The sequence below is a fragment of the Stenotrophomonas maltophilia genome (assembly GCF_003970865.1).
GTDB classification, from domain to species: Bacteria; Pseudomonadota; Gammaproteobacteria; order Xanthomonadales; family Xanthomonadaceae; genus Stenotrophomonas; species Stenotrophomonas maltophilia_AR.
This window is the reverse complement of the sequence record NZ_RXLZ01000151.1, coordinates 1-927: the sequence shown is the minus strand read 5'-3', so window position 1 is coordinate 927 and position 927 is coordinate 1. Positions and strand designations below refer to the sequence as shown.

1 protein-coding gene is annotated in these 927 nt (G+C 61.5%); it reads left to right on the top strand.

Translation table 11 applies throughout. The features are described from left to right. Positions 1–884, top strand: an 884-nt coding sequence (locus EKL94_RS22150; protein ID WP_126930651.1) for an IS3 family transposase, incomplete at its 5' end; no start/stop codon positions are given. Positions 885–927 lie beyond the last annotated feature (43 nt).

The following is a 927-nucleotide window of genomic DNA, read 5'->3' as shown; positions in this document are numbered from 1 at the left end:
CTAAAAAAATCCATCGCCTTCTTCATTCGGGACAGCGATCACCGGAACAGGTGATCCAGGAATTGGGGAAGGTCGCTCCGATCCGGTTGGTGTGTCAGTTGATGGACTATCCCCGTAGCAGCTACTACGCCTGGCTGCACCGGGAACCCCGGATTGACCGGGAGCTGCTGGCCCAGGTTGATCTGGTTCGTCGCATTCATCAGTCCCACCGGGGGAGCTGTGGCTCTCGCAAGATGGCCAGGGAGCTGACCAATCGCGGCCTGCCGGTGGGTCGCTACCGCGCCCGGACGCTGATGCGCCGAGCCGGCGTCAGAGCGCGACAGCACCGGCGGCACAAGTACCACAGCCTGGGGCCGCAGGCGCTGACGGCACCCAACGTGTTGGAACGCCAATTCAACCCGGAGGCACCCAACCAGGTCTGGGCAGGAGATATCACCTACATCCCGACCCAGCAGGGCTGGCTTTATCTGGCCATCGTGGTGGATCTGTTTGCCCGCCGGATCGTGGGCTGGGCCCACTCTCATGAAGGGGATGCCTGGCTGGCGGTCAGAGCCCTGCGCGGGGCGCTGAAACAGCGTCGTCCCAACGGACGACTGCTTTTCCACTCGGATCAAGGTCGGCAGTACACCAGCCATGCCATGGCCGAGATCCTACGTGACAACGGCATCACCCAGAGCATGAGCCGGAAGGGCAACTGCTGGGACAACGCGGTGGTGGAACGGGTTTTCGCCACCCTCAAAGGGGAATGGCTTTACTCCAAATACCCCACTCGACAGGAGGCGGCAGCAGACATCGAACAATTTGTGGACTGGTACAACCACCGTCGGCTGCACAGTGCCAACGGCCTTGTGCCACCTGCGCTTTGTGAAGAGCAGGTGGCCTGAACTCCCTTTGGGCGTGTCCAAAAATGCTTGACCACCACAGGTT